Here is a 20,931-nt window from a genome sequence, read left to right on the forward strand (position 1 = left end):
CGCGAGGGTCTCATCTTGCTTGATAACGCCCGATAAGTCCTGGTTCAGGCACCCCAACCCGTCGGTTCCTTCTGCCTTCTCATTGACACCCTCTCGACACGCCTACTTAACATGCATGCATAACCGCTGCCCTTCTCAGAGACAGGTCGATGGGTTGAACAGGCACCACTGGTGGCGTGACGCAGTGATCTACCAGGTCTACGTCCGCAGCTTCCTCGACAGCACCGGCGACGGCATCGGCGATCTCGCCGGCGTCCGGGCCGGACTGCCGTACCTCAAGAAGCTCGGCGTCGACGGGATCTGGCTGAGCCCCTTCTATCCCTCGCCGCAGCACGACCACGGCTACGACGTGGCCGACTACTGCGATGTCGACCCGCTCTTCGGGGACCTCGGCGAGTTCGACCAGCTGGTCGGGGCCGCGCGGCGGCTCGGCGTCAAGGTGCTGCTCGACATCGTCCCGAACCACTGCTCCAGTGAGCACCCCTGGTTCCGCGAGGCGCTCGCAGCGGCTCCCGGCAGCGAGGCCCGGGCCCGCTTCCACTTCGCCGACGGCCGCAGCCCCGACGGGTCCGAGCCGCCCAACAACTGGCACGCCATGTTCGGCGGTCCCGCCTGGAGCCGGGTGACCGAGCCGGACGGGACGCCCGGCCAGTGGTACCTGCATATGTTCACGCCCGAGCAGCCCGACTGGAACTGGCGCGACCCCGAGGTCGCCGCCGAGTTCGACCGCGTGCTGCGTTTCTGGCTCGACCGGGGGGTCGACGGCTTCCGCATCGACGTCGCCGCCGGCCTCTACAAGCACCCCGAGCTGCCCGACTCCGACGACCCCGAGGCCGACGCCCGCACCCGCGACTCGGTCAACCCCCTCGCCTGGAACCAGCCCGAGGTGCACGACGTGTGGCGGCGCTGGCGCTCCATATGCGAGGAGTACACCGAGCGCGACGGCTGCGAACGCCTCCTCGTCGGCGAGGTGTCCGTCCCGACCGCCCGCGAGCACGCGCAGTACGTCCGCCCCGACGAACTGCACCAGGCCTTCTTCTTCGACCTGCTCAGCGCCTCCTGGGACGCCGACGCGTTCCGGAAGGTCATCTCCGAGGCCATGGACGACATCGCCGGCACCGGCTCGACGGTCACCTGGGTCCTCAACAACCACGACCAGGTCCGCACCGTCACCCGCTACGGCGAACCCGCCACCGAGGGCAGCGGCCTCGGCGCCGCCCGTGCCCGCGCCGCCGCGCTGCTCATGCTGGCCCTGCCCGGCGCCGCGTACATCTACCAGGGCGAGGAGCTCGGCCTGCCGGAGGTCGTGGACCTGCCCGACGACGTGCTCACCGACCCGATCTTCCGCCGCACCGGCAGCAGGGCCCGCATCCGCGACGGCTGCCGGGTCCCGCTGCCCTGGTCGGGCCAGGCCTCGCCGTTCGGCTTCACCCCGGGCGTCGAGAGCGCCAAGCCGTGGCTGCCGCAGCCGGAGTACTTCGCCGAGTACGCCACCGACCGCGCCCTCGCCGACACCCGCTCCTTCTGGCACCTGTACCGCGACGGCCTGCAACTGCGCGCCGCCCTGCCCCAGTTGGGCGAGGGCACGCTGCGCTGGCTGGACGCCCCGCCCGGCGTGCTGGCCTTCGAACGCGGCGACCTGGTCTGCGCCGTCAACTTCGGCACGGCCCCCACCCCCGCGCCGGTCCCCGGCACCCCCCTGCTCGCCAGCGGCCCCTGCCCGTCCGGAGTGCTCTCCGGCTCGACGGCCGCCTGGTGGATCCGTTCCTGAACGACCCACGAGAGCACGCCCCGCAAGCGAACGCTTCGCAAGTCAACTCCCCGAAGGGACATCAACGATGATGCGACGACGTACCACCCTGCTCACCGGCTGCACCGCCCTCGTCCTGGCGCTCGGCGCGACCGCCTGCGGCGGCGGCCCCGTCTCGGCCGGCGGCGGCGACAAGGCGCTCGGCGGCCAGACGGTCACCGTGGCCGGCGTCTGGTCCGGCACCGAGCAGAAGAACTTCCAGAAGGTGCTGGACGCCTTCACCGAGAAGACCGGCGCCAAGACGCAGTTCACGTCCACCGGCGACAACGTCTCCACCGTCGTCGGCAGCAAGATCGAAGGCGGTAACGCCCCCGACGTCGTGATGGTCCCGCAGGTCGGCGTGCTCAAGCAGTTCGCGCAGAAGGGCTGGCTCAAGCCGCTCTCCCAGAAGACCGAGCAGGCCGTCGACGCGGGCTACGCCCCCGTCTGGAAGAAGTACGGCAGCGTCGACGGCACTCTCTACGGCCTGTACTTCAAGGCCGCCCACAAGTCGACCGTCTGGTACAGCCCCGACGCGCTGGAGCAGGCCGGCGTCAAGCCCCCTAAGTCCTACGACGAGATGCTGAAGGCCGGGCAGACCGTGTCCGACTCCGGCCTCGCCGCGTTCTCCGTCGCCGGACAGGACGGCTGGACCCTCACCGACTGGTTCGAGAACGTCTACCTCTCCCAGGCCGGACCCGAGAAGTACGACGCCCTCGCGGCCCACGAGCTGAAGTGGACCGACGCGTCCGTCGTCGACGCCCTCACCACCCTCGGCAAGCTCTTCAAGGACAAGCAGCTCATCGCCGGCGGCCAGAAGGGCGCCCTGAACACCGACTTCCCCGGCTCGGTCGAGAAGGTCTTCGGGCCCAAGCCCGAGGCCGGCATGGTCTACGAGGGCGACTTCGTCGCCGGTGTCGCCAAGGACCAGTTCGGCAAGAAGGTCGGCGAGGACGCCGACTTCTTCCCCTTCCCGGCGGTCGGCGGCGGCGAGGCACCGGTGGTCAGCGGCGGAGACGCCGCCGTCGTCCTCAAGGACGGCAAGAACCAGAAGGCCGCCCAGGCCCTCCTGGAGTACCTCGCGACCCCCGAGGCCTCCGCCGTCTGGGCCGAGGCGGGCGGATTCCTCTCCCCGAACAAGAAGCTCGACCTCGCCTCCTACGGCGACGACGTCACTCGTGCCACCGCCAAGTCCCTCGTTCAGGCCGGGGATTCGGTCCGCTTCGACATGTCCGACCAGGCCCCGGCCGCCTTCGGCGGCACGAAGGGCGCCGGCGAGTGGAAGCTCCTCCAGGACTTCCTGCGCGACCCGTCCGACCCGAAGGGCACCGCGGCGAAGCTGGAGGCCGCGGCGGCCAAGGCGTACCAGGACTGATCCGCCATGACAGCGACCATCGTCCAAGAGACGAACTCCCCACCACCCGGCCCGGTCGCCGACCGCACCCGGCGGCTGCGCCGGCGCGGCAAGATCATCGCCCTGCTGTTCGTGCTGCCCGCGCTGCTGCTGCTCGGCGCGCTGGTCGTCTACCCCGTGCTGTTCAGCATCGGCCGCAGCTTCTTCGACGCCTCCGGGACGAGCTTCGTCGGCGGCGACAACTACGCCGAGATGTTCCGCGACCCGGCGACCCTCAAGGCCGTACGCAACACGGCCATCTGGGTCGTCATCGCCCCGGCCCTGCTCACCGGTCTGGGCCTGATCCTCGCCGTGCTGGTGGAGAAGGTCCGCTGGGCGACGGCCTTCAAACTGCTCCTGTTCATGCCGATGGCGGTCTCCTTCCTCGCCGCCGGCATCATCTTCCGCCTCGCCTATGACGAGGACCCCGACAAGGGCGTGCTCAACGCGGCGGTGGTCTCCGTCCACGACGCCTTCAAGGGGGAGTCCTCCTACCCGACGGCCCGGGCGCGGGACGGGCAGGGCCTGACGAAGGACAAGGACGGCTCCTACCGTACGAGCGCGAGCGTGTCGCCCGGGGACGCGGTGGTGCTGGGCCTGGTCGGCGTGCGGCCCGGCGACCTGCCGGGCGGGGCCGAGCCGGCCTACGCGGCGGCGGGACGCGAGGCCGCCGCCGACGAACTGCGCGGTGTCGTCTACCTGGACTTCACGCCCGGCGGGGGAGGCGAGCAGGGCAAGGTCGACCGCCGGGAGAGCGGACTGCCGCAGATGAAGGTCGAGGCGGTCCGCGACGGCGAGCAGGTCGCCTCGGCGACCACCGCCGCCGACGGCTCTTTCCGCTTCGAGGGACTCGAAGCGGGCTCCTACGAGGTGAGACTGCCGTCGTCGAACTTCGCCCCGCCCTATGAGGGTGTCTCCTGGCTCGGTCCGGCGCTGGTCACGCCGGCGATCATCGGCGCGTACCTGTGGATCTGGACCGGTTTCGCCATGGTGCTGATCGGCGCGGGCCTGTCGACGCTGCCGCGGGACGCCCTGGAGGCGGCACGGATGGACGGCGCGAACGAGTGGCAGATCTTCCGCCGGATCACGGTGCCCCTGCTGGCACCCGTCCTGTCGGTCGTCTTCATCACCCTCGTCATCAACGTGATGAAGGTCTTCGACCTCGTCTACATCATCGCGCCCGGCCCCGTGCAGGAGGACGCGACCGTCCTCGCGACGCAGATGTGGCTGGTGTCGTTCGGCGGCGGCAACAACCAGGGACTCGGCAGCGCGCTGGGCGTGCTGCTCCTGCTGCTGGTCGTCCCGGCCATGGTGTTCAACGTCCGCCGCTTCCGAAGGAGTCAACGATGAACGCGGTCCGGCGCGGGCTGGGCAACGGAGTCGTCCAGGCCTTCCTCGTGGTGGTCGGCCTGGTGTGGATGACGCCCCTGGCCGGGCTGTTCCTGTCCTCGCTGCGGTCCGCCGAGGACACGGCGAAGGGCGGCTGGTGGACGGTGTTCACCAGCCCCGGGCAGCTGTCCTTCGACAACTACTCCTCACTGCTGGGGAACGCCGGCATCACGCAGGCGTTCTGGAACACGGTGCTGATCTCGGTGCCGACGACCGTGCTGGTCGTGGTCGTCGCGGCACTCGCGGGCTACGCCTTCGCGTGGCTGGACTTCCCCGGGCGGGAGGCGATCTTCCTGGTGGTGGTCGCGCTGCTGGTGGTGCCGGTGCAGATCGGTCTGCTGCCGGTCGCCAAACTCTTCGGACACCTGGGCCTGTTCGGCACGATCCCCGGTGTCGTGCTCTTCCACGTCGCGTACGGCCTGCCCTTCGCGGTGTTCCTGCTGCGGAACTACTTCGCCGAGATGCCGAAGGAGATGCTGGAGGCGGCCCGCATGGACGGGGGCAGCGAGTGGCGCATCTTCACGCGGCTCGTCCTGCCCGTGGGGCGGCCCGCGATCGCCTCGCTGGCCATCTTCCAGTTCCTGTGGGTGTGGAACGACATGCTGGTGGCGCTGCTGTTCGCGGACAGTGCGTCGCAGCCGCTGACCGTGGAACTCCAGTCCCAGATACGCCAGTTCGGCAGCAACATCGATGTCCTGGCACCCGGGGCGTTCGTGTCGCTGGTCGTCCCTGTCGTCGTGTTCTTCGCGTTCCAGAGGCACTTCGTGCAGGGCGTGATGGCCGGCTCGGTCAAGTAGCCGCTGCACCAGGGAGGTCCGCCCCCTGGACCCCTGGACCTATGCCCACCCACCACCCGAAACTGCCCTTGAGAGGGGCACCTGCGGGTGGTGGGTGGGCATAGGCTTGGTTGGTTAAGCCGACGCCGGTGGATACAAGGAACGCGGCAGTCGGGAAGCCGCCGCCCCGTCCAGGAGCCACAGGGTCCGGCTCCTGCCGTACGCCCCGGCCGCCGGAGCCTGGATCTCGCCCGCGCCCGAGAGGGCGATCGCCGCTGCCTGGGCCTTGTCCTCCCCGGCCGCGAGAAGCCACACCTCACGAGCTGCCCGGATCGCCGGCAGTGTCAGCGTCACCCGGGTCGGCGGCGGCTTGGGCGCGCCGTGGACGCCGACCACCGTGCGGTCGGTCTCCCGGACCGCCGGCAACTCCGGGAACAGCGACGCCACATGCGTGTCCGGCCCGACGCCCAGCATCAGCACGTCGAATGTGGGCACGGGGCCGTGGTTCTCCGGGCCCGCCGCCGCTGCCAGCTCCTCCGCGTACGCGGCGGCCGCCGCGTCCACGTCGGTGCCGTGCGGCCCGTCCGACGCGGGCATCGCGTGCACCCGCTTCGGATCCACCGGCACCGAGTCGAGGAGAGCCTCCCGCGCCTGGGTGACGTTGCGCTCCGGGTCGCCCTCGGGCAGGAACCGCTCGTCGCCCCACCAGAGGTCGAGCCGGCTCCAGTCGACCGCGTCCCGGGCGGGCGCCACGGCCAGGGCGGCCAGCAGGCCGTTGCCGTTGCGGCCGCCCGTCAGGACCACGGACGCCGAACCCCGGGAGGCCTGCGCGTCCACGATCTTGGTGATCAGCCGGGCCGCCGCGGCCTGCGCCATCAGCTCCTTGTCGCGGTGCACGACCAGCTGCGGTGCCGTACTCACTTCGTCGTCGCCTTCCGTACCGGTTCCAGCTCGGGCGGTTCCCGCCTCACCGGTGCCTGCGCCGTCGCTTCCGCAGCGGGTGCTTTCGCAGCCGCTTCGACGGGAGCGGGTAGGGCGAGTCCTGCTCGCCCTTCACTTTTGGGCACCGACTGCACCGCCGACGCCGACTGCACCGGCGACGCGGACTTCAGGCGGTCCACCCCGTACCGCAGCGCCGACGCGTACGTGTCGTCCGGGTCGAGACGCCGCAGTTCCTCCGCCATCAGCTCGGCGGTCTCCCGGCGCTTGAGCGCCACGGCCCGGTCCGGCTGGCCCTCGATGGAGAGCGTCGCCAGGGATCCGTCGGCCCGGTCCAGCTTGATCGGGCCGCAGTTGGTGTCCATCCGGACCGCCGTCAGACCGGGCCCGCTGGACAGCGACCGCTTCACGGGGACGTCCAGCCGGTCCGCGAGCCACATCGCCAGCAGCTCGCAGCTCGGGTTGAACTCCTCGCCCTCCACCTCGACGGCCCGGACCTCGCAGGCGACCTGGTCGAGGGCCGCCGCCAGCATGGAACGCCAGGGTGTGATGCGCGTCCAGGACAGGTCCGTGTCGCCGGGGGTGTAGGTCCCGGACCGGGTGACCAGGTCCCGCACCGGCTGCTCGGAGGCGTACGTGTCGGTGACGCGGCGCTGCGCGAGGGCACCCAGGGGGTCCTTCGCCGGGTCGAGCGGCGCGTTCACCGGCCACCACACCACCACCGGGGCGTCCGGCAGCAGCAGCGGCAGCACCACCGACTGGGCGTGGTCCGCGACCTCGCCGTACAGCCGGAGCACCACCGTCTCACCGGAGCCGGCGTCGGCGCCGACCCGCACCTCCGCGTCGAGGCGGGACTGCGTACGGTCGCGGGGCGAACGGGAGACGCGCCTGATGACCACGAGCGTGCGCGAGGGATGCTCGTGCGCGGCGTCGCTCGCGGCCTTCAGCGCGTCGTAGGCGTTCTCCTCGTCCGTCACGATGACCAGCGTGAGCACCATGCCGACCGCCGGCGTGCCGATCGCCCTGCGCCCCTGCACCAACGCCTTGTTGACCTTGCTGGCGGTGGTGTCCGTGAGGTCTATCTTCATGGCCGGCGCCAGCTCCGTCCGTGTCGCTCGAGCATTTCGTCCGCCTCGACGGGCCCCCAGGTACCGGCCTGGTACTGGGCGGGCTTGCCGTTCTTGTCCCAGTACTCCTCGATCGGGTCGAGGATCTTCCAGGACAGCTCGACCTCCTCGGTACGCGGGAAGAGGTTCGAGTCACCGAGCAGAACGTCCAGGATCAGACGCTCGTAGGCCTCCGGGCTGGACTCCGTGAAGGACTCGCCGTACGCGAAGTCCATCGACACGTCCCGGATCTCCATCGACGTGCCCGGCACCTTCGAGCCGAAGCGGACCGTGACGCCCTCGTCCGGCTGGACGCGGATGACGATCGCGTTGGAGCCGAGCTCCTCGGTCGCGGTGGAGTCGAAGGGGGAGTGCGGGGCCCGCTGGAACACGACGGCGATCTCCGTCACCCGGCGGCCCAGCCGCTTGCCGGTGCGCAGGTAGAAGGGGACGCCCGCCCAGCGGCGGTTGTCGATCTCCAGCTTGATCGCGGCGTAGGTGTCGGTCTTCGAGGAGGCGTCGATGCCGTCCTCGTCGAGATAGCCGATCACCTTCGCGCCGCCCTGCCAGCCCGCGGAGTACTGGCCGCGCACGGTGTCCCGGCCCAGGTCCTGCGGCAGCTTCACGGCGCCGAGGACCTTGGTCTTCTCGGCGGCCAGCGCGTCCGCGTCGAAGGAGGCCGGCTCCTCCATGGCCGTCAGGGCCATCAGCTGGAGCAGGTGGTTCTGGATGACGTCACGTGCGGCGCCGATGCCGTCGTAGTACCCGGCCCGGCCGCCGATGCCGATGTCCTCGGCCATGGTGATCTGCACGTGGTCCACGAAGGACCGGTTCCAGATCGAGGTTGTGGCCGAACGGCTTCTCGATGACCGCGCGCCGCCAGGAGCCGCCCGTCTGGTCGGCCAGCTGGTGCTTCTTCAGCTGCTGGATGACCACCGGGAACGCCGACGGCGGCACGGACAGGTAGAAGGCGAAGTTGCCGCCCGTGCCCTGTGCCTTGTCCAGCTCGTCGATCGTGGAGCGCAGCCGCTCGAACGCGTCGTCGTCGTCGAACGTGCCCTGCACGAAGCGCATGCCCTGGATGAGCTGCTGCCAGACCTCCTCGCGGAAGGGCGTGCGGGCGTGCTCCTTGACCGCGTCGTGCACTTCCTGCGCGAAGTCCTCATGAGCCCACTCGCGGCGGGCGAAGCCCACCAGCGAGAAGCCCGGCGGCAGCAGGCCCCGGTTGGCGAGGTCGTACACGGCGGGCATGAGCTTCTTGCGGGACAGGTCGCCCGTGACGCCGAAGATGACCAGGCCCGACGGCCCCGCGATACGCGGGAGCCGTCGGTCCGCGGGGTCACGCAGCGGGTTGCTGCTCGACACCTGTTCAGCCCTCCGAGGGGGCGAGGCGCTTGAGCTCGGCCTCGGTCGACTTCAGCAGGTCGGTCCAGGAGGCCTCGAACTTCTCGACGCCCTCCTCCTCCAGCAGCCGGACCACGTCGTCGTACTTGATCCCGAGCTTCTCGACCGCGTCGAGGTCGGCGCGGGCCTGCTCGTACGTGCCGGCGACGGCGTTGCCGCGGATCTCGCCCTGCTCCTCCGTGGCGAAGAGGGTCGCCTCGGGCATGGTGTTCACCGTGTTCGGAGCCACCAGTTCTTCGACGTACATGGTGGGCTTGTACGCCTTGTCCTTCACGCCGGTGGACGCCCACAGCGGACGCTGCTTGTTGGCGCCCGCCTTCTCCAGGGCGCTCCAGCGGTCCGAGGAGAAGACCTCCTCGTACGCCTGGTAGGCCAGCCGGGCGTTGGCGACGCCGGCCTTGCCGCGCGCGGCCTTGGCCTCGTCGGTGCCCAGCGCGTCGATCCGCTTGTCGATCTCGGTGTCCACGCGGGACACGAAGAACGAGGCCACGGAGTGGATCTGCGACAGATCCAGGCCGCGCTCCTTGGCCTTCTCCAGGCCCTCCAGGAACGCGTCCATGACCAGGCGGTAGCGCTCCAGCGAGAAGATCAGCGTGACATTGACGCTGATGCCCAGGCCGATGGTCTCGGCGATGGCCGGGATGCCCGCCTCGGTCGCCGGGATCTTGATGAGCGTGTTGGGCCGGTCCACCAGCCAGGCGAGCTGCTTGGCCTCGGCGACCGTGGCCCGCGTGTTGTGCGCCAGGCGCGGGTCGACCTCGATCGACACCCGTCCGTCCTTGCCGCCGGTGGCGTCGAAGACCGGGCGCAGGATGTCGGCGGCGTCACGGACGTCCGCCGTCGTGATCATGCGGATGGCCTCTTCGACGGTGACCTCGCGGGCGGCGAGGTCGGTCAGCTGCGTGTCGTAGCCGTCGCCCTGCGAGATCGCCTTCTGGAAGATCGACGGGTTGGTGGTGACGCCCACGACGTGCTGCTGGTCGATCAGCTCGGCGAGGTTGCCGGACGTGATCCGCTTGCGCGACAGGTCGTCCAGCCAGATCGCCACGCCTTCCTCGGAGAGGCGCTTGAGTGCGTCTGTCATGGAAATTCCATCTCCTACGTGTCGTATATGAGCGTCAGCGCTGGGCTGCGGCGATCGATTCCCGCGCGGCGGCGGCCACGTTCTCGGCAGTGAAGCCGAACTCGCGGAAGAGCACCTTGCCGTCGGCCGAAGCACCGAAGTGCTCCAGGGAAACGATGCGGCCGGCGTCCCCCACGTACTTGTGCCAGGTGAGGCCGATCCCGGCCTCCACCGCGACACGGGCCCGGACGGACGGCGGCAGGACGCTGTCCCGGTACCCCTGGTCCTGCTGCTCGAACCACTCCACCGACGGCATGGACACCACCCGCGTGGGCACGCCGGCGCCCTGGAGCTGCTCGCGCGCCTCGACGGCGACGTGCACCTCCGAGCCGGTGGCGATCAGGATCACCTCGGCGTCGCCGCCCTCGGCCTCGAACAGGACGTAACCGCCCTTGGCTGCGTCCTCGTTGGGCTCGTAGGTCGGCACACCCTGACGGGTGAGCGCCAGGCCGTGCGGCTGGCCCTTGCCGAACTCCTTCGTCCAGCGCCCCAGGATCTCGCGCCAGGCGATGGCGGTCTCGTTGGCGTCGGCCGGGCGCACCACGTTCAGACCCGGGATCGCGCGCAGCGACGCCAGGTGCTCGACGGGCTGGTGGGTCGGGCCGTCCTCACCCAGGCCGATGGAGTCGTGCGTCCACACGTACGTCACCGGCAGGTGCATCAGCGCCGACAGCCGCACGGCGTTGCGCATGTAGTCGGAGAAGACCAGGAACGTGCCGCCGTAGATCCGGGTGTTGCCGTGCAGCGCGATGCCGTTCATCTCGGCGGCCATCGCGTGCTCGCGGATACCGAAGTGGATCGTGCGCCCGTACGGGTCCGCCTCGGGCAGCGGGTTGTCCGCCGGGAGGAAGGAGCTGGTCTTGTCGATCGTGGTGTTGTTGGAGCCGGCGAGGTCGGCCGAGCCGCCCCACAGCTCGGGAATGACCCCGCCGAGCGCCTGGAGGATCTTGCCGGAGGCGGCACGCGTGGCCACGCCCTTGCCGACCTCGAAGACCGGGATCTTGTCCTCCCAGCCCTTGGGCAGCTCGCCCTTGGCGACGCGGTCGTACTCGGCCGCGCGCTCGGGATTGTTGTCCCGCCACTGCTGGTAGGCCTTCTCCCACACCGCGCGGGCCGCCCGGCCCCGCTCCAGCGCCTTGCGGGTGTGCGTGATGACCTCGTCGGAGACCTCGAAGGACTGCTCCGGGTCGAAGCCCAGGACCCGCTTGGTCGCCGCGACCTCGTCGTCGCCGAGCGCCGAGCCGTGCGCGGCCTCGGTGTTCTGCGCGTTGGGGGCCGGCCAGGCGATGATCGAGCGCATCGCGATGAACGAGGGCCGGTCGGTGACGGCCTTGGCCTTCTGGACCGCCTCGTAGATCGCGGCCGGGTCCAGGTCGCCGTTCTCCTGCGGCTCCACGCGCTGCACGTGCCAGCCGTAGGCCTCGTAGCGCTTGGCGGTGTCCTCGGAGACGGCCGTCTCGGTGTCGCCCTCGATCGAGATGTGGTTGTCGTCCCACAGCAGGATCAGATTGCCGAGCTTCTGGTGGCCCGCCAGGGAGGACGCCTCGGCGGAGATGCCCTCCTGGAGGCAGCCGTCACCGGCGATGCAGTAGATGAAGTGGTCGAACGGCGACTCGCCCTCGGCGGCCTCCGGGTCGAACAGGCCGCGCTCGTAGCGGGCGGCCATGGCCATGCCCACCGCGTTGGCGACACCCTGGCCGAGCGGCCCGGTCGTCGTCTCCACACCGGTCGTGTGCCCGTACTCCGGGTGGCCGGGGGTCTTCGAACCCCAGGTGCGGAAGGACTTCAGGTCGTCCAGCTCCAGGCCGAAGCCGGCCAGGTACAGCTGGGTGTAGAGGGTCAGGGACGAGTGGCCGGCGGACAGCACGAAGCGGTCCCGCCCGACCCAGTCGGCGTCCGCCGGGTCGTGCCGCATCACCTTCTGGAAGAGGGTGTAGGCGGCAGGCGCCAGGCTCATCGCCGTACCCGGATGGCCGTTACCGACCTTCTGTACGGCATCGGCGGCCAGGACACGCGCGGTGTCGACGGACCGCTGGTCCAACTCGGTCCACTCGAGGTCTGTGGTGGTCGGCTTGGTGCTCACCCTGGGTCAGGGCTCCTCTCCACATGTCGGATGCCGGTGTATCGGGGCGCCCACCGGCCGCAGTCGAGCCTACCCCCGTGGGACGTGCGTTTTTTCGAGTCACTCCAGAGTGCCGGGACCGATCCCGATCCGCCTCCTGACTGGGCCGTACCGCATTCGACAGGTGAATACGGAGCCGCTCATCCGGGTGCTCAATCGAGCTTCGACGCGCCCTTCGGAAGCCCCCTTCCAACACGAGCCGACCCCCGCGAATGTCCGAGTCTGGGCAACGTCTAAAGTGGCGTGGTACGCGCGAGCCTTAACCGGGACTTCACAGGGGTGAGGCTTGCTGGGATGTCTCTGTAGGGGTGTGCGTGACGGCCGTTGAATCCCGTCCAGCGGGGATGATCGGGGCGGACCAGAGCCCGGCCCACCGGCCGTTCGGGGCCCGTGTCAAGGCGTTCGTGGCTCTCACCAAGCCGCGGATCATCGAGCTGCTGCTGATCACCACGGTTCCGGTGATGTTCCTGGCGCAGCAGGGCGTGCCCGATCTGGCGCTGGTGCTGCTGACGTGCCTCGGCGGCTACATGTCCGCGGGCGGCGCCAACGCGCTGAACATGTACATCGACCGCGACATCGACGCGCTGATGGACCGCACCTCGCAGCGGCCGCTGGTCACCGGCATGGTCAGCCCGCGCGAGTGCCTCGCCTTCGGCATCACGCTGGCCGTCGCCTCGACGCTGCTGTTCGGCCTCACGGTGAACTGGCTGAGCGCCTGGCTCGCCCTCGGCGCGCTCCTCTTCTACGTGGTCGTCTACACGATGATCCTCAAGCGCCGGACCTCGCAGAACATCGTGTGGGGCGGCATCGCCGGCTGCCTGCCGGTGCTGATCGGCTGGTCCTCGGTCACGAACTCGATGTCCTGGGCGCCGGTCATCCTCTTCATGGTCATGTTCTTCTGGACGCCGCCGCACTACTGGCCGCTGTCCATGAAGGTCAAGGAGGACTACGCGCGCGTGGGCGTGCCGATGCTGCCGGTGGTCGCCTCCAACAAGGTCGTCGCCAAGCAGATCGTGATCTACAGCTGGGTCATGGTCGCCGTCTCCCTGCTGCTGACCCCGCTCGGCTACACCGGCTGGTTCTACACGTCGGTGGCGCTGCTGGCCGGCGGCTTCTGGCTCTGGGAGGCGCACGGCCTGCAGAACCGCGCGAAGGCGGAGGTGACGGGCGCGAAGCTGAAGGAGATGCGCCTGTTCCACTGGTCGATCACCTACGTCTCGCTGCTGTTCGTGGCGGTCGCGGTCGACCCCTTCCTGCGCTGACGTACGTCACACCGCCCTGCCCTCGCGAGACGATCTACCCGTGAGTAGCATCCTGGTCATGGCAGACACGCAGCAGGTTGACCCGAAGGCCGAGCGCAAGGTGGCCCGGCTGGCCAAGCAGATCTCCTCCTTCTCCCAGGCCCACGGCGGCGCCGAGGGCCAGGTCGCCTACCTCGGCGAGCGCGGCGCCCGCATCGTCCTGGTCGGCGAGGACGGCAACTGGGGCGACCTGGTCGCCCCCTCCTACGAGATCGCCGAGAAGGCCGTGGAGAAGTCGGGCATCACCGCCCACGAGGCCTTCGACGGCGAATTCGCGGCGAAGGTCAAGACGGGCCCCTACGAGTGGAGCCGGATGGCCGGGATCCAGGTAGGCGGCCCCAAGAACGACTGACCCGTTTTCTGGGGGCGCGGGGAACTGCGCGACCAGCCACAACGGGCCCGCACCCGCCGAACTCACCGTTACTCCCAAGACGGCCCCGCGACCTCAAACCCGCTTCACCCGTTAGGACCCGTAGAACAACGCGGTCCACGGGGAGGCCCGGATGATCGAAACGCCGTCACTGGTGGACCAGTACTGCCACGGAGTGCTCCGCACGGAGCTGGGCCTCGGCACCTTCGAGGCCCACCTCAGCCGCACCGAGGGCCCGCCCGCCCCCGGCACGACCCTCTTCGACACCCAGACCGGCTTCGCCGTGCGGCGCTGGTGCCCGCCCCTGCTGGGCCTCGAACCGCACTGCCCACCCGCCCGCTACCTGGCCCGCCGCCGGGAACTGGGCGTCCTGGAGTCCGGCCGCCGGCTCCTGCGCGGCAGCGGCATCACCACGTACCTGGTCGACACCGGCCTGCCCGGCGATCTGACCGAACCCGGCGAGCTGGCCTGTGCCGGAGCCGCCGAGGCCCGCGAGATCGTGCGCCTGGAACTCCTCGCCGAGCAGGTCGCCGACACCTCCGGAACCGTCGAGTCCTTCCTCGCCAACCTCGCCGAGTCGGTGCACGCGGCCGCCGCGAACGCCGTCGCCTTCACCTCGGTCGCGGGCGTACGGCACGGCCTCGCACTCGCGCCGGAGCCGCCCGGGCCGGGGGAGGTGCGCGGGGCGGCCGGCCGCTGGCTCGCCGGGCGCGGGGTCGGCGGGGAGCTGAGCGACCCGGTGCTGCTGCGGCATCTGCTGTGGAGCGCGGTCGCCTCGGGTCTGCCGCTCCAGCTGCACGCGGGGCTGGGGGCGCAGGGGCTGCGGACCGACCGTACGGACCCGGTGCTGCTGACGGACTTCGTACGGGCCACGGCCGGGCTCGGCACGGACCTGGTCCTGCTGCACGGCTACCCGTACCACCGCAACGCGGCCCATCTGGCCGCTGTGTTCCCGCACGTCCACGTCGACTGCGGCGCCGCCCTGGTCCGCACGGGCGCCCGGGCCGCGACCGTCCTCGCCGAGATCCTGGAACTGGCACCCTTCGGCAAGATCCTCTTCTCCACCGGCGCGCAGGGTCTGCCCGAACTGCACGTGGTGGGCGCCCGCCTGTTCCGCGAGGCTCTGGGGCGGGTGCTCGGCACCTGGGTCGCCGAGGGGGCGTGGTCCCTGGCCGACGCGCAGCGGGTGGCGGGCATGCTGGCGTCGGCGAACGCCCGCAGGGTCTATGGGCTGGCCTAGGCCTTGGTCAGGGTGGCCTCGGCTGTGGGGCCGGGCAGGTCGGCCGTGGCCTCCGGCCGCTCGCGCAGCGACAGCACCACCCGCAGCACCCAGATCCACATCACGGCCGAGCCCAGCATGTGCAGGCCGACCAGGACCTCGGGCAGGTCCGTGAAGTACTGGACGTAACCGATGACGCCCTGCGCCAGCAGGATCAGGAACAGCTCGCGGGTGCGGTTCAGCGGGTTCTTCGGGGCGTCGACCGCCTTGAGGACGAACCACAGGGCGAACGTCAGGGTCACCACGATCCACGCCAGCACGGCGTGCAGCTTGCTCACCGTCTCCCAGTCGACCGGCATCCGCTCGACCTCACTGGAGTCGCCCGCGTGCGGGCCCGCGCCGGTGACGACCGTGCCGACCAGGATGAGCAGGACGGCCGCCGTGGTCAGGAACCACACCAGCTGCTGCACGGCCTTGCCGACCAGCGGGCGCGGCGCCGCGTCGCCCTCGCGGGTGCGCTGCCACATGACCGTGGCCACCGCGATGAGCGCGGACGTCGCCACGAAGTGCGCCGCGACCGTGTACGGGTTGAGACCGACCAGCACCACGATGCCGCCGAGCACCGCGTTGCTCATCACGATCCAGAACTGCGCCCAGCCCAGCCGGACCAGGCCCCGCCGGTACGGCTTCCGCGAGCGCGCGGCGATGATCGCCCAGCCGACGGCGGCGCACAGCACGTACGTCAGCATGCGGTTGCCGAACTCGATGGCGCCGTGGAAGCCCATCTCGCTGGTGGCGGTGAGCGAATCGTCGGTGCACTTGGGCCAGGTGGGGCAGCCCAGGCCCGAGCCGGTCAGCCGGACGGCGCCCCCGGTGACGACGATGAGCACCGACATCAGGAGCGCGGAGAGGGCCGCGCGCCGGACCGTCCGGGGTTCCGGGGTCCAGCGCTCGGCGATGAAGGCGAGCGGGTTGCGCAGGGCGGCCTGAGCGTCGGCGCGGGTCACGTTTGGCACGCGAACCATCGTAGGCCGCCGCTTGTGCACGCTTTCACGAGGGTCCGTCACCGGGCACCTTCCCTACTCCCAGCGGAAGAGTTTCCCGGCTGCGGCAAGCCCCGCGACCGCCCAGACGGCCAGGATCCCCAGATCGCCCCAGGGCATCCCGGCACCGTGCTGGAGCACGTCCCGCAGCCCGTCGGACAGGGCCGAGATCGGCAGCAGACCGAGCACGTCCTGGGCGCCGGAAGGGAACTTGTCCAGCGGCACGATGACTCCGCCGCCGACGAGCAGCAGCAGGAACACCAGGTTGGCCGCGGCCAGCGTCGCCTCGGCCTTCAGCGTCCCGGCCATCAGCAGCCCGAGGCCCGAGAACGCCGCCGTGCCGAGGACCAGGAGCAGCAGGACGGCGACCGGACTGCCCTGCGGCGACCAGCCGAGCGCGAAGGCGATCACCGTGAGCAGGATCACCTGGAGCACTTCGGTGACCAGGACCGACAGCGTCTTCGCCGTCATCAGGCCCCAGCGCGGCAGGGGCGAGGAGGCCAGCCGCTTCAGCACGCCGTAGCGGCGCTCGAAGCCGGTGGCGATGGCCTGACCCGTGAACGCCGTCGACATCACAGCGAGCGCGAGGACGCCGGGGGTGAGGAAGTCGACGGCCTCGCCGGCGCCGGTGTCCACGATGTCCACGGTGCTGAAGAGCACCAGGAGCAGGGTCGGGATGACGACGGTCAGCAGCAGCTGCTCGCCGTTGCGCAGCAGCATCTTCGTTTCGAGCAGCGCCTGGGCCGCGATCATGCGGGGGAGCGGGGCCGCGCCGGGCTTCGGCGTGTATGTCCCGGTGGCGGTCATGAGCGCAGCTCCTTGCCGGTGAGCTCCAGGAAGACGTCTTCGAGGGTGTGGCGCTCGACCGAGATCTTCTCCGGCATCACACCGTGCTGGGCGCACCAGGAGGTGACCGTCGCGAGCAGCTGGGGGTCGACCTTGCCGACGACCCGGTAGGAACCCGGCGTCAGCTCGGCGGCCGAGCAGTCGGCGGGCAGGGCCTTCAGCAGCGAGCCCACGTCCAGGCCCGGCCGGCCCGAGAAGCGCAGCGTGTTCTCCGCCCCGCCCCGGCACAGCTCCTCCGGGGAGCCCTGGGCGATGACCCGGCCCGCGTCGATGATCGCCACGTCGTCGGCGAGCTGCTCGGCCTCGTCCATGTAGTGCGTGGTGAGGATCACGGAGACGCCGTCGGCGCGCAGGTCCCGGACGAGGTCCCAGGTGGCGCGGCGGGCCTGCGGGTCGAGCCCGGCGGTCGGTTCGTCGAGGAAGACCAGCTCCGGGCGCCCGACCACGGCCATGGCCAGCGCGAGCCGCTGCTGCTGCCCGCCGGACAGCCGCCGGTACGTCGTCCGGCCGCAGGAGCCGAGGCCCAGGCGCTCGATCAGCGCGTCCACGTCCAGCGGGTGCGCGTGCAGCTTGGCGACGTGGCGGAGCATCTCGTCGGCCCGGGAGCCGGAGTAGACGCCGCCGGACTGGAGCATCACGCCGATGCGGGGCCGCAGGGCGGCGGACTGTCTCACCGGGTCGAGACCCAGGACGCGCACCGTGCCGGAGTCCGGCTTCCGGTACCCCTCGCAGGTCTCGACCGTGGTCGTCTTGCCCGCCCCGTTGGGGCCGAGCACGGCGGTCACCCCCGCCCGGGCCACCAGGTCGAGCCCGTCCACCGCGGTCTTCGGGCCGTACCGCTTCACCAGGGCCTGGACCTGGACCACGGGCTCACTTCGCATGGGTCCAGAGTCTAGGTACGCCCGCGCGGGCTCAGACCTGGGGGTCCCCCCGCTCGAGCGGAGCCGAGAGTGGCGGAGGGGGGAGAAACTCCTCCTCACGCGGCCGGTGGACCGCCAGCCACCGTTCGGCGTAGGCCACCGCGTCCGCCACCGGGAACAGCCGCGCCTCGGCCGCTCCCACCTTGCCGCGGACGACGGGACGGTCCCGTTCGAAGTCGTAGCCCAGCTCGTCGAAACGGTCCGAGCTGATCGACACCTCGGTGACGGTCTCCCAGCCCTCCGGACCGGGCCGGCCCACGGCGACGCGCGGGGACGGGATCCGGTACTCGGCGAGGTGGAAACTCGTGCAGGAGGCGTAGCCGGCACCGAGCAGCAGCACCCGGGCGCCCATCGCCTCCAGTTTCGCCAGCGGGCTGCGCTCGCCGAGCCGGCAGTCGGGCGCGTGCCCGTCGAGCACCGCCGCCGCGTGCGGGCCGAGCGCCGCGAACGAGGTCTGCGGATGCGCGCTGCGCAGGGCGCCGGGCCAGGTCCGCACGGTCTCCGGGACGACACCGACCCCGCGGGCGGGCGTGATCCGCGGGTCGTAGGCGGGCATGGTGGCCCGGATGGCCGCCCACCATTCCGGGGGCACGGGCGGATTGCTCCACAGGGCAGGGTCGGACAGGTCGCCGGTCTGGGTGGGGACCACGAGCGTGCCCTGCGGGCCGAGCGCGTCGAGCAGTCCCCGCACCACCGCGACGGCACCGCCGTTCACCCAGCCGAGGGCGCTGAGCGAGGAGTGCACGAGCAGGGTCTCACCGGGGCGCACACCGAGCTCGGCGAGCTGGGTCCGGAGCGTCTCGCGGGTGACAAGAGGGCCGGTCGGAGGGGGTGTCGGCATGGTTTCGGAGTGTCCCCGAAGCGGCTTCCGCATGCCACCGCTTTGATCGATCGGAGATCGTTTCCGCAGGTCAGATTAGGTTTACCTAAGTGACGCAGGGCACCGTGGTGTGCGGCACACGCGGCTTGCCCGGTCCGGAAGAATTACGCAACAATGGCGTTGTGAAAAACGTCGGCGAGGCACCCCACGAGGAGCTGGCGACCGGGGAGCGGTCCACCCGCAACCGGGTCGCGCGGTCCATCCTGGACCACGGGCCCTCGACCGTCGCCGAGCTCGCCGAGCGGCTGGGCCTCACTCAGGCGGCCGTCCGCAGGCACCTCGACGCCCTCACGGGCGACGGTGTCGTGGAGGCGCGCGAGCAGCGGGTGTACGGCGCGCGGACCCGCGGCCGCCCGGCCAAGGTGTTCGCCCTCACAGACTGCGGCCGGGACGCCTTCGACCAGTCCTACGACAAGCTCGCGGCGGACGCCCTGCGCTGGATCGCCGACCGCGAGGGCGGCAACGAGGCGATTGCCGCGTTCGCCCGCGCCAGGATCGCGGCGCAGGCGGGCGCCTACCGCCGGGCGGTCGAGACCGCACCGCCCGAGAAGCGGACCGAAGCACTGGCCAAGGCCTTGAGTGCCGACGGGTACGCTGCTACGGCGCGCAACGCGCCCCACCCGCAGAAGGGTGAGCAGCTCTGCCAGCACCACTGCCCGGTCGCCCACGTCGCCGAGCAGTTCCCGCAGCTGTGCGAGGCGGAGACGGAATTCTTCGCCGAGCTGCTCGGTACACACGTACAGCGGCTCGCCACCATCGCGCACGGCGACGGCGTCTGCACGACGTTCATCCCCAAGATTTCCCACAACGCATCTGCAAGCACGGCCGGGAGGAACCCCGCATGACTCTCCCCACGGAGACTGCCCACCCCGAGCTGGAGGGCCTGGGCAAGTACGAGTACGGCTGGGCCGACTCCGACACGGCCGGCGCCTCTGCCAAGCGCGGCATCAACGAGGACGTCGTCCGGGACATCTCCTCCAAGAAGAGCGAGCCGGAGTGGATGACCAAGCTCCGCCTCAAGGGCCTGCGCCTGTTCGAGAAGAAGCCCATGCCGAACTGGGGCTCCGACCTCTCCGGCATCGACTTCGACAACATCAAGTACTTCGTGCGCTCCACGGAGAAGCAGGCGGAGTCCTGGGAGGACCTGCCCGAGGACATCAAGGCCACGTACGACAAGCTCGGCATCCCCGAGGCGGAGAAGCAGCGCCTCGTCGCCGGTGTCGCCGCGCAGTACGAGTCCGAGGTCGTCTACCACCAGATCCGCGAGGATCTGGAGGAGCAGGGCGTCATCTTCCTCGACACCGACACCGCGCTGAAGGAGCACCCGGAGCTCTTCAAGGAGTACTTCGGGACCGTCATCCCCGTCGGTGACAACAAGTTCGCGTCGCTGAACTCCGCCGTGTGGTCGGGCGGCTCCTTCATCTACGTGCCGCCGGGCGTCCACGTGGAGATCCCGCTCCAGGCCTACTTCCGCATCAACACCGAGAACATGGGCCAGTTCGAGCGGACCCTGATCATCGTCGACGAGGGTGCCTACGTGCACTACGTCGAGGGCTGCACCGCCCCGATCTACAAGTCGGACTCGCTGCACTCCGCGGTCGTCGAGATCATCGTCAAGAAGAACGCCCGCTGCCGCTACACGACCATCCAGAACTGGTCGAACAACGTCTACAACCTGGTCACCAAGCGCGCCGTCGCCTACGAGGGCGCGACCATGGAGTGGGTCGACGGCAACATCGGCTCCAAGGTGACGATGAAGTACCCGGCCGTCTACCTGATGGGCGAGCACGCCAAGGGCGAGACCCTGTCCATCGCCTTCGCGGGCGAGGGGCAGCACCAGGACGCCGGCGCCAAGATGGTCCACATGGCCCCGAACACCTCCTCCAACATCGTCTCCAAGTCGGTGGCGCGAGGCGGCGGCCGCACCTCCTACCGCGGTCTCATCGAGATCGGCGAGGGTGCCCCGGGCTCCAAGTCGAACGTCCTGTGTGACGCGCTGCTGGTGGACACCATCTCCCGCTCGGACACCTACCCCTACGTGGACGTCCGCGAGGACGACGTGTCCATGGGCCACGAGGCGACCGTCTCCAAGGTCTCCGAGGACCAGCTCTTCTACCTGATGAGCCGCGGCCTGAGCGAGGACGAGGCCATGGCGATGATCGTGCGCGGCTTCGTCGAGCCCATCGCCAAGGAGCTCCCCATGGAGTACGCGCTGGAGCTCAACCGGCTGATCGAGCTGCAGATGGAGGGCGCGGTCGGCTGACCCGCCCCCTCGACAGCAGACGTCCCACTCAGGAAAGAGAGCACTACG

The 20,931-nt window shown here is 70.4% G+C and carries 17 protein-coding genes and 1 pseudogene; 9 read left to right on the forward strand and 9 right to left on the reverse strand.

Going from position 1 to position 20,931, the window contains the following annotated elements; genetic code table 11:
* Positions 1–115 precede the first annotated feature (115 nt).
* The 4 genes from OO68_RS23830 to OO68_RS23845 all read left to right on the forward strand — a co-directional run bounded on the left by OO68_RS23830 (position 116) and on the right by OO68_RS23845 (position 5,368).
* On the forward strand, positions 116–1,771 hold the full coding sequence (locus OO68_RS23830) for a glycoside hydrolase family 13 protein (protein ID WP_209442610.1): 1,656 nt from the start codon (positions 116–118) through the stop codon (positions 1,769–1,771).
* A gap of 67 nt (positions 1,772–1,838) precedes the next feature.
* Positions 1,839–3,164, forward strand: a complete 1,326-nt coding sequence (locus OO68_RS23835; RefSeq protein WP_033310762.1) for an ABC transporter substrate-binding protein — start codon at positions 1,839–1,841, stop codon at positions 3,162–3,164.
* Between the two features lie 6 nt (positions 3,165–3,170).
* Positions 3,171–4,532: an ABC transporter permease subunit gene (locus tag OO68_RS23840; protein WP_033310763.1), complete on the forward strand. Its 1,362-nt coding sequence runs from the start codon at positions 3,171–3,173 to the stop codon at positions 4,530–4,532.
* Positions 4,529–5,368, forward strand: a complete 840-nt coding sequence (locus tag OO68_RS23845; protein ID WP_033310764.1) for a carbohydrate ABC transporter permease — start codon at positions 4,529–4,531, stop codon at positions 5,366–5,368. Before OO68_RS23840 ends, OO68_RS23845 begins: the two co-directional genes overlap by 4 nt.
* Before the next feature lie 114 nt (positions 5,369–5,482).
* Here the strand turns inward: OO68_RS23845 and pgl are convergent, their stop codons facing one another.
* From pgl to tkt, 5 genes and pseudogenes are all read right to left on the reverse strand, one after another.
* Positions 5,483–6,268, reverse strand: coding sequence for a 6-phosphogluconolactonase (pgl, locus tag OO68_RS23850; RefSeq protein ID WP_033310765.1), 786 nt, complete (start codon positions 6,266–6,268; stop codon positions 5,483–5,485).
* Positions 6,265–7,374 (reverse strand): glucose-6-phosphate dehydrogenase assembly protein OpcA, encoded by a 1,110-nt coding sequence (opcA, locus tag OO68_RS23855; RefSeq protein WP_033310766.1) that lies wholly within the window; start codon positions 7,372–7,374, stop codon positions 6,265–6,267. The genes pgl and opcA overlap by 4 nt, the downstream gene beginning before the upstream one ends.
* A pseudogene (gene zwf / locus OO68_RS42410) lies at positions 7,371–8,757 on the reverse strand (glucose-6-phosphate dehydrogenase). Before zwf ends, opcA begins: the two are co-directional and overlap by 4 nt.
* Before the next feature lie 4 nt (positions 8,758–8,761).
* Positions 8,762–9,880: a transaldolase gene (tal, locus tag OO68_RS23865; RefSeq protein WP_033310768.1), complete on the reverse strand. Its 1,119-nt coding sequence runs from the start codon at positions 9,878–9,880 to the stop codon at positions 8,762–8,764.
* Between the two features lie 34 nt (positions 9,881–9,914).
* Positions 9,915–12,002: a transketolase gene (gene tkt / locus OO68_RS23870; protein ID WP_033310769.1), complete on the reverse strand. Its 2,088-nt coding sequence runs from the start codon at positions 12,000–12,002 to the stop codon at positions 9,915–9,917.
* A gap of 383 nt (positions 12,003–12,385) precedes the next feature.
* Here tkt and OO68_RS23875 point away from each other — a divergent pair, with 383 nt between their 5' ends.
* The 3 genes from OO68_RS23875 to OO68_RS23885 all read left to right on the forward strand — a co-directional run bounded on the left by OO68_RS23875 (position 12,386) and on the right by OO68_RS23885 (position 14,952).
* Positions 12,386–13,303 (forward strand): heme o synthase, encoded by a 918-nt coding sequence (locus OO68_RS23875; RefSeq protein ID WP_209442615.1) that lies wholly within the window; start codon positions 12,386–12,388, stop codon positions 13,301–13,303.
* 58 nt (positions 13,304–13,361) lie between these two features.
* A complete protein-coding gene (locus tag OO68_RS23880) occupies positions 13,362–13,694 on the forward strand; it encodes a hypothetical protein (protein WP_033310776.1) in 333 nt (110 codons plus the stop codon).
* Positions 13,695–13,845: 151 nt separating this feature from the next.
* The gene (locus OO68_RS23885) at positions 13,846–14,952 is read left to right on the forward strand and encodes an amidohydrolase family protein (RefSeq protein WP_033310778.1); all 1,107 of its coding nucleotides are present in this window, start codon (positions 13,846–13,848) and stop codon (positions 14,950–14,952) included.
* Here OO68_RS23885 and OO68_RS23890 read toward each other — a convergent pair.
* Genes OO68_RS23890 through OO68_RS23905 form a run of 4 tightly spaced genes read right to left on the reverse strand, consistent with a single transcriptional unit; the run spans position 14,949 to position 18,581 of the window.
* Positions 14,949–15,956 (reverse strand): COX15/CtaA family protein, encoded by a 1,008-nt coding sequence (locus OO68_RS23890; RefSeq protein ID WP_078625429.1) that lies wholly within the window; start codon positions 15,954–15,956, stop codon positions 14,949–14,951. The two genes, OO68_RS23885 and OO68_RS23890, sit on opposite strands and share 4 nt — an antisense overlap.
* A gap of 54 nt (positions 15,957–16,010) precedes the next feature.
* Positions 16,011–16,781, reverse strand: a complete 771-nt coding sequence (locus OO68_RS23895) for an ABC transporter permease (protein ID WP_033310782.1) — start codon at positions 16,779–16,781, stop codon at positions 16,011–16,013.
* Complete coding sequence (locus OO68_RS23900) at positions 16,778–17,701, reverse strand: ABC transporter ATP-binding protein (RefSeq protein ID WP_051814783.1); 924 nt, start codon at positions 17,699–17,701, stop codon at positions 16,778–16,780. Before OO68_RS23900 ends, OO68_RS23895 begins: the two co-directional genes overlap by 4 nt.
* Before the next feature lie 31 nt (positions 17,702–17,732).
* Complete coding sequence (locus OO68_RS23905; protein WP_051814784.1) at positions 17,733–18,581, reverse strand: AAC(3) family N-acetyltransferase; 849 nt, start codon at positions 18,579–18,581, stop codon at positions 17,733–17,735.
* A gap of 161 nt (positions 18,582–18,742) precedes the next feature.
* Here OO68_RS23905 and OO68_RS23910 point away from each other — a divergent pair, with 161 nt between their 5' ends.
* Together OO68_RS23910 and sufB are read left to right on the forward strand one after the other, a co-directional pair.
* Positions 18,743–19,465, forward strand: a complete 723-nt coding sequence (locus OO68_RS23910) for a helix-turn-helix transcriptional regulator (RefSeq protein WP_033310785.1) — start codon at positions 18,743–18,745, stop codon at positions 19,463–19,465.
* On the forward strand, positions 19,462–20,883 hold the full coding sequence (gene sufB, locus OO68_RS23915; RefSeq protein ID WP_033310787.1) for a Fe-S cluster assembly protein SufB: 1,422 nt from the start codon (positions 19,462–19,464) through the stop codon (positions 20,881–20,883). Before OO68_RS23910 ends, sufB begins: the two co-directional genes overlap by 4 nt.
* Positions 20,884–20,931: the final 48 nt, after the last annotated feature.

The sequence above is a fragment of the Streptomyces iakyrus genome, assembly GCF_000717055.1.
GTDB classification, from domain to species: Bacteria; Actinomycetota; Actinomycetes; order Streptomycetales; family Streptomycetaceae; genus Streptomyces; species Streptomyces iakyrus.

Excerpts from the sequence above, each read along its gene's own strand:
- OO68_RS23830 (WP_209442610.1), top strand. The coding sequence starts at position 116 with ATGCATAACCGCTGCCCTTCTCAGAGACAGGTCGATGGGTTGAACAGG.
- OO68_RS23835 (WP_033310762.1), top strand. The coding sequence starts at position 1,839 with ATGATGCGACGACGTACCACCCTGCTCACCGGCTGCACCGCCCTCGTC.
- OO68_RS23840 (WP_033310763.1), top strand. The coding sequence starts at position 3,171 with ATGACAGCGACCATCGTCCAAGAGACGAACTCCCCACCACCCGGCCCG.
- OO68_RS23845 (WP_033310764.1), top strand. The coding sequence starts at position 4,529 with ATGAACGCGGTCCGGCGCGGGCTGGGCAACGGAGTCGTCCAGGCCTTC.
- opcA (WP_033310766.1), bottom strand. The coding sequence starts at position 7,374 with ATGAAGATAGACCTCACGGACACCACCGCCAGCAAGGTCAACAAGGCG.
- tal (WP_033310768.1), bottom strand. The coding sequence starts at position 9,880 with ATGACAGACGCACTCAAGCGCCTCTCCGAGGAAGGCGTGGCGATCTGG.
- OO68_RS23875 (WP_209442615.1), top strand. The coding sequence starts at position 12,386 with ATGATCGGGGCGGACCAGAGCCCGGCCCACCGGCCGTTCGGGGCCCGT.
- OO68_RS23880 (WP_033310776.1), top strand. The coding sequence starts at position 13,362 with ATGGCAGACACGCAGCAGGTTGACCCGAAGGCCGAGCGCAAGGTGGCC.
- OO68_RS23885 (WP_033310778.1), top strand. The coding sequence starts at position 13,846 with ATGATCGAAACGCCGTCACTGGTGGACCAGTACTGCCACGGAGTGCTC.
- OO68_RS23890 (WP_078625429.1), bottom strand. The coding sequence starts at position 15,956 with ATGGTTCGCGTGCCAAACGTGACCCGCGCCGACGCTCAGGCCGCCCTG.
- OO68_RS23895 (WP_033310782.1), bottom strand. The coding sequence starts at position 16,781 with ATGACCGCCACCGGGACATACACGCCGAAGCCCGGCGCGGCCCCGCTC.
- OO68_RS23900 (WP_051814783.1), bottom strand. The coding sequence starts at position 17,701 with ATGCGAAGTGAGCCCGTGGTCCAGGTCCAGGCCCTGGTGAAGCGGTAC.
- OO68_RS23905 (WP_051814784.1), bottom strand. The coding sequence starts at position 18,581 with ATGCCGACACCCCCTCCGACCGGCCCTCTTGTCACCCGCGAGACGCTC.
- sufB (WP_033310787.1), top strand. The coding sequence starts at position 19,462 with ATGACTCTCCCCACGGAGACTGCCCACCCCGAGCTGGAGGGCCTGGGC.